Source organism: Lysinibacillus sp. FJAT-14745 (genome assembly GCF_001275675.1).
In the GTDB taxonomy this organism is placed as follows: Bacteria; Bacillota; Bacilli; order Bacillales_A; family Planococcaceae; genus Lysinibacillus.
This window is the reverse complement of the sequence record NZ_LITM01000006.1, coordinates 170,464-177,294: the sequence shown is the minus strand read 5'-3', so window position 1 is coordinate 177,294 and position 6,831 is coordinate 170,464. Positions and strand designations below refer to the sequence as shown.

Below are 6,831 nucleotides of genomic sequence, written 5' to 3'. Positions count from 1 at the left end.
TCAGCAACAAAGCGAGTAGCCCGTAGCGGAAATCAGCCTCTTTGGATGTATAAAAATGGTTAATCAACACACCTGATTATTTTACTATTTATAGTGTCATATTTATAGTTTCTGCTGCATATATAATACTTGAAAAACTTTTTGTATTTTTAATGAAACACTGTGGCTCTTGGGATTGAGGAAGAAAGACAAATATTAATAGACATGGAGGTAATAAAGATGGATCAAAACAAAACGAACGAAGCAAAAGAATTAGTAAAAGCCATTAACCCTTCCAGTTTAGGAGAATTTCCCCTCTCACCAATTAGTGGTTTATATGTATCGAGCGAACAGCAAATAAGCGAGGAACTTCGCCTTGACGTAGATGGATACTACTCACAAATGGTAGCAAGCGGAACTGTTATTTCAAACCTGTCTTCTACTATTCATTGGATTGCCAAGTTAACAGCGAATGGTCCAAATACTTGGACAGGCAATATTCGAAACAAATATCTAGATGACATACAATCATTTCCTTATACAAATGTAAAAATACAGGTAACACGCGGTTCATTACCTGAACTGCATACTGCGGAAGTCGAGTTTCTTATCGGAGGGGAGACAGACAGAACTAGCACGTTCCATTTTCAATCTCCTTACTTCCACCCTGTGGAATTTGAATTCGATGCTGAAGAAGGTACAACGCCAGTCACAACCTACCAAACACACGCCCATCCAGACATGCCAACATCTTTGCCGGATGAAACTCTATCAATCGCAGAGGTTTTTAAACGAACTGGGTTTGATGTAAAAATATCAGACGGTAATAATATTGTTTCTAAAGACTATACAGGGACTGATAAAAAGTGGAACACTCAAGAGATGCATGATGCCATGCAAGTATATTGGTCACACTTTGATAATAAGCCCCAATGGTCCATGTGGACATTTTTTGCAAATTCGGAAGCTGAAGAAGGCCATGGTCTGGGCGGTATTATGTTTGATAGCATAGGTCCGAATCATCGTCAAGGGACAGCAATTTTTAATAATTCATTTATTTCAGATCCACCTAAAGGTGACCCCTCCCCAGAAGCTTGGGTACAGCGCTATCGTTTTTGGTGTGCTTGCCATGAGATGGGACATGCTTTCAATCTCCTGCACTCTTGGCAAAAACACCTAGGTCATCCTTGGGAACCGTTGGAGCGCCCTCTTACCCCAGAACCAAAGGCTCTAAGCTTTATGAATTATCCTTACAATTTTGATAGTAAAGCAGGTGGCAAGGAGTTCTTTAAAAACTTTGAGTATCGTTTTAGTGATCAAGAACTGTTGTTTATGCGACACGCACCTGAGCGTTTCGTACAAATGGGTAATGCTGACTGGGCTGTAGATCATGGTTTTGAGCATCCAATCATTTCTATTCACCCTTCTTTTAATCTTGAATTGAGGGTTAACCGTAAATCACCAATATTCCAATGGTTAGAACCGACAGTTATTGAAATCAAACTAACGAATACTTCGAATCAACCTCAGTCCATCAATAAACATTTATTGTCCGATTTATACGGAATGTCTGTAATGGTTAAAAAAGATGGAAAACAAGGACGTCGGTTACTACCTCATGTTCAGTATTTATGGAACATAGAGAACAAAGTAATGATGCCTGGTGAATCACTGTACGAAACCATTTTCGCTTCTGTTGGGAAAAATGGCTGGTTAATTGATGACCCAGGATTTTATAACATTCAAGTAGCTATGCAAATAAACGGCCATAACATCGTATCAAATAACTTAAGACTTCGAGTTTTACCACCTACCGGATACGATCAGGAATTCCTTGCTCAAGACTTTTTCTCTGAAGAAGTCGGCCGTGTTCTTGCCCTCGATGGCAGTCGTTATCTTGAAAAAGGGAACGATATCCTTCGTGAGGTAACCGAAAAACTTAGTGACCATGCTGTTGCTCTTCACGCTCATATCGCTCTTGCTAAACCATTGGCGTTCGATTATCAATTCCTTGACTTCACAGGTGACTCAGATACAAAAGGTAAAATCAAAATAATACCAGCCCAACCAGATGAGGCACGTAAACAGTTTACTTCTGCGTTAACTAAACACAACCAAATTGCTGCTAAGACACTTTCTAATATTGATTATCATGAATATATGGAAACATACAGTGAATTTCTAAGTAGCCAAGAAGAAAACAAGGAAGCCGCAGAGGTACAAAATGCCCTTTATCAAACTCTGTCTGAACGGAATGTTCTAGACAGTGTATTACAAAAAATCAAAGATCGCCGCGATATCTATGAGCAAAAGGAAAATGAATATTTTACGAACATATAAAATTTTTACTTGATAAGTTCAATAAGAAGCTTTCAATCTAAATACAAATAGAAAACCGTTATTTCGAAAAAAGTTTGATCGAAATGACGGTTTTTCTGTATGAACGGATATTGTTTCTAGATTCTTTAATATTTCTTTTTACTTATGTTCGTCCCAAAAGTCCTTACTAAAACTCGTATTCGCTTGATATTTCCCAACTGGTTTAGCAATATCTGAACCCCGCAAAATTGTTCCTTTTCCAAACTTTTGCTCGATTTGATCAACAAGTTTAATGATCGGTTCATCTTTTATATGTTCTTCAAAGTTAAATAACGTTAGCTGCTGTGTCGTTTCTTTAATATCACTGACATTCGATACGGTAACACCCAGTAATCGCACTGGCTCTTCATCCCAATGCTTGTTAAATAAATACCACGCTTGCTCAACGATATCCTCCTTAGTATGAATCGCGTTATTGATAGACTTACTTCGTGTACATGTTTCCCAGTCAGCTGAACGAATCATGATACTTACAGTTACCCCGGCAAGTTTCTTAGCCTTTAATCTTTCCGCTACCTTTTCAGAAAGTGTTGCGATTACTTTATATAGTTCATCTCTATCTGTCGTATCATGAGAAAGTGTTGTTGAATTCCCTACACTTTTCGTATCGTATATTGCTTCTGGATCGACAGGCCTATCATCTTCACCATTTGCCTTTTGCTTCATACGTTGACCATTAATGCCGAAGTTTTGCTTTAATACATATTCATCAGCTTTAGCTAGTTCTCCAATTGTTTGGATACCTAACTTCTGCAATTTCTCTGCTGTGCTTTCGCCAACCCCATGCATCTCAATGACATTCATCGGCCACAATATGGTTGAAACATCGCGCTTCCTGAGTACGGTAATACCCATTGGCTTTTTCATATCACTTGCCATTTTCGCCAAAAATTTATTCGGTGCAATGCCAATTGAACAAGGGAGTTGCAGTTCGTTCCAAATTCTATCTTGCATATTTTGTACGTGTTGCAAGACATTTTGGCCTTCCACTATAGGAAGTTGCAAATAGCCTTCATCGATTGAAACTGGTTGGAGAATTTCGCTATACTCTTTTAACAAATTAAAAAATGACTTGGATGCCGCTCTATATCGTTCAAAATTAGGCGGTAATACAATTAGCTCAGGACACTTCCGTCGTGCCTCCCCGACATTCATAGTTGTATAAACACCACTTGCTCTTGCTTCGTAGCTACACGTAATAATAATCCCTCTACGCTCTTTAGGATCACCAGCTATTGCTATTGGTTTCCCTTTTAATGAGGAATCGTAAATTTGTTCGACAGAGGCATAAAAGCAATTAAGGTCAATATGTAAAACTATTCTTCCTTTATGCATATTTTATCACCTCATTTTACTAACCAAAGTTTCTTCAGAATTGTTAGCAGTCCTTCTATATTTCCTTCATCATAACATGTATGCAATCTTGTAACTTCTTCAGCGAGCTTTAGATTTTTATCCTTGATGCACTTCTGCAAATTTTTAACGTGGAAGAAATACACGCCACACTAAAATATTCTTTACCTTTTTCTAAATTTCCCCGTTACCCAAGTCTAGACCAGCTTTTATTTAATATAGTTGGTTTGGATAGATGCAAAATTTGTATGCTATATTGACTAACATTGATCCCACCTCAACACAAGAACATTTGTTTCTATTTTATCACATTGTAATAGTTTTTGGCTATCGCCAACCGACATTCCCCCACATTACTATTAGCTGTGGCCTCTTTGAATCGAGCGTCTTCTGTCGGAAATGATCATATCCTAAAACTATCAAATTTTATTTTTGACTTTCTATATTTTTGGTTCATAAAAAATAAAAAAGCTGAGCGTATTCAATTTAATGAAAACTCTCAGCTTTTTGGTTATATTATTCTAGAAATTCATCCATATCGGTATTTATTAATTATTCGATGGACTATTTTCTACAAGTAAGATTTTATCTCTATTTGTTTTGGTTAGATAAATGATCAAACTTAAAATGATTATTAGAAAGATTGCGCTTGTTCCGACAGTACCTAGACCAAGACCACCATCTGCACGAGACTGTGACAAGTAGTCACCGAAAGATGCTCCAAGTGGACGTGTTAGAATGTAAGCAATCCAGAAAGCCAATACGGCATTCAACTTGAAACCGTAATGGGCAATCATAACTGCAACAATCAAGCCAGCGAATATAAGACCCGACTTCCAGTACCCTAAGTCCATACCCTCTGAAATAAGATCACCTGCTGCTGTACCCAAAGCAAAGGTAAATAGAATGGTTAACCAGTAGAAAGCTTCACGCTTGCTCGTATAGATGGAATGAATAGACAATGTTTTTTCACTCATATACCAAACTACAAATGTCACGAATAACGCAATAGAAAAGAAAATAGTAGTCGTCTCTAGAGCGACCCCGAAATTGTCTACGAGGTTGTCTGTAATTAATGTTCCGACAATACTAATTAGCACGACCACGAGCCAATAGATCCACGGCACGTACTTTTTCGATTTGAACTGGATGAACAAACTAATAATCAAGAGTCCGCTCATTAGAAAGGTCGTATTGGACAAACCCCAGTGTAAGTTAAAATTCAGGAAATCTGCAGCCGTCTCACCTACCGTAGTTGCCATAATCTTGATGATCCAGAAGAAGATTGTGACTTCTGGAACTTTACTCAATATTTGTTGTAATGGAGGTGCTGCTGTTTCTTCAGAAAAAAATGAATTTTTAATCATATAATCCATCTCCTTATTATTCATATCAACTAGTCATATATACACTTAAACAATTCCATGACTACTGTTACATGCTTAACAAATACCACTGAATAATTATGTGGAAATCATGTATTTATAGCCTTCACTTTAACAGATCGTAATGAAAAGATAACGAATCTTTTATAAGAAGTTGATTAAAGATTAATGAGTAATTTCTCATTTTTATATTTTCTTGATTTCTATCACTCCCCAGTTCTAAAAGTACACAAAAAATACACCTCCCTTTGAAGGTGTATCCTTACTTACTTTAATCAACAAATGTATAATCACCATCACTTTCAAGTAAATCCTTCAAAATGATGAGTGCTTGTTCAAGCTGATTTTCAGGTGCAGTGATTGCTATACGAACTGCATTTACCGGCTTCGCATTCCCAACTGCAAAACGTTCAGCTGCATACACTTGCACACCTGCTTTTGATGCTAGCAATTCAAACTGAACACTAGTGAATTTTTCGGGGAGTATGAGCCATCTGAAAATGCATTCTTCTTCTCCTAAAATGTTATAATCTCCTAAATATTGATTGACAAGGGCATTTTGTTGCTTTGCATACAACCGGTGCTTCTCTAAAATTGTTTGTGCAACGCCATCATGAATCATCTTTGCTGTAAGCTCCACCATCATTAGAGACACTGAAATATTTATATTATACAGTGTTTCCATTATTTTTTTTCGCAGCGCTGGCGGTGTAACGATATAAGATAGTCGTAAGCCTGGTGAGATGGTTTTTGATACACTGGCAATATAAATAACCTTTTCAGGAGCATAGGACGCTATTGGTGCAAGTGGCTTCTCCTTTAGAAAACTATAAATTGCATCCTCAATGACGATTAAACCTTTCTGCCTTGCCACCTCCGCAATCATTTTTCTTGTTTCTATCGACATTGTATGGGTAGTTGGATTATGAAAATCAGGAATAACATAAAGACCTTTTATATGCTCATTTTTACAAGCATATAATAGCCCCTCTCTTGACATTTCACCGTTGCTTTGTTGGATCGCTACCAGTTGAATACCAAGCATATTTGCAGCTGTTTTTATACCTGCATATGTAATGGGATCTGTACCGATTCGATCTCCTGGTTGAAACAAAGCAACTAACGTTCCAACAATGGCATTTTGTCCCCCCGCTCCGAGCAATACAGGTTGATCCGTTGGAAAATTGACCTTTTCCAAAAGCTTCATTGCTGCCTCCGTTTGCCACGCATTTCCTTCAGGTCGTCCGTACTGAAACAATTTGCTAAAATTAGGGTCATTCATCATCTTTTTCATATAACGTGTAATATCCTCATTAGCATGATTTTCTGGCAATACTGGTCCCATTTCGATCATCTGAGAAGATTTATTTGTTGGTAATAACATTTTATTTGTCGCTGCATCTGATGAAACGAATGTTCCATTACCGATAGAAGCATAAATTAGCCCTTTCTGGCCACAAAGTTTAAAAGCTCTTGTGATCGTGCTTAAATTAACATCTAAAAAATCAGCTAACTCACGCTGAGGAGGTAGCTTGGTGCCTGGCGATAATTTTCCATCCTTGATATCTTGTTCCAGCTGTTCTGCTATTGCTATATATAATGGAGCCGGACTTTTGCTAATATCCGGCTTCCAGCTCATTGGATATTCTTCAAACGAATTAACTGGCATATTCTAAGCTAAGCTCCTTCTCTCTAATTTTTTGCATACAATATTTAATTGTCTTGCATACAATGA

The 6,831-nt window shown here is 37.5% G+C and carries 4 protein-coding genes; 1 reads left to right on the top strand and 3 read right to left on the bottom strand.

The window, feature by feature from the left end:
* Positions 1-219 precede the first annotated feature (219 nt).
* Positions 220-2,319: a hypothetical protein gene (locus AMS59_RS10855; RefSeq protein ID WP_053483774.1), complete on the top strand. Its 2,100-nt coding sequence runs from the start codon at positions 220-222 to the stop codon at positions 2,317-2,319.
* Between the two features lie 138 nt (positions 2,320-2,457).
* On the opposite strand, the gene AMS59_RS10850 is transcribed toward AMS59_RS10855, so the two are convergent.
* The 3 genes from AMS59_RS10850 to AMS59_RS10840 form a co-directional block, all read right to left on the bottom strand.
* On the bottom strand, positions 2,458-3,693 hold the full coding sequence (locus AMS59_RS10850) for a DNA polymerase IV (RefSeq protein WP_053483773.1): 1,236 nt from the start codon (positions 3,691-3,693) through the stop codon (positions 2,458-2,460).
* Positions 3,694-4,259: 566 nt separating this feature from the next.
* Positions 4,260-5,078 (bottom strand): hypothetical protein, encoded by an 819-nt coding sequence (locus AMS59_RS10845; RefSeq protein WP_053483772.1) that lies wholly within the window; start codon positions 5,076-5,078, stop codon positions 4,260-4,262.
* 289 nt (positions 5,079-5,367) lie between these two features.
* Positions 5,368-6,765, bottom strand: a complete 1,398-nt coding sequence (locus AMS59_RS10840; protein WP_053483771.1) for a PLP-dependent aminotransferase family protein — start codon at positions 6,763-6,765, stop codon at positions 5,368-5,370.
* Positions 6,766-6,831 lie beyond the last annotated feature (66 nt).

What these genes read in the sequence shown, in the direction of transcription:
- AMS59_RS10855 (WP_053483774.1), top strand. Translation starts at nt 220, where the DNA reads ATGGATCAAAACAAAACGAACGAAGCAAAAGAATTAGTAAAAGCCATT.
- AMS59_RS10850 (WP_053483773.1), bottom strand. Translation starts at nt 3,693, where the DNA reads ATGCATAAAGGAAGAATAGTTTTACATATTGACCTTAATTGCTTTTAT.
- AMS59_RS10845 (WP_053483772.1), bottom strand. Translation starts at nt 5,078, where the DNA reads ATGATTAAAAATTCATTTTTTTCTGAAGAAACAGCAGCACCTCCATTA.
- AMS59_RS10840 (WP_053483771.1), bottom strand. Translation starts at nt 6,765, where the DNA reads ATGCCAGTTAATTCGTTTGAAGAATATCCAATGAGCTGGAAGCCGGAT.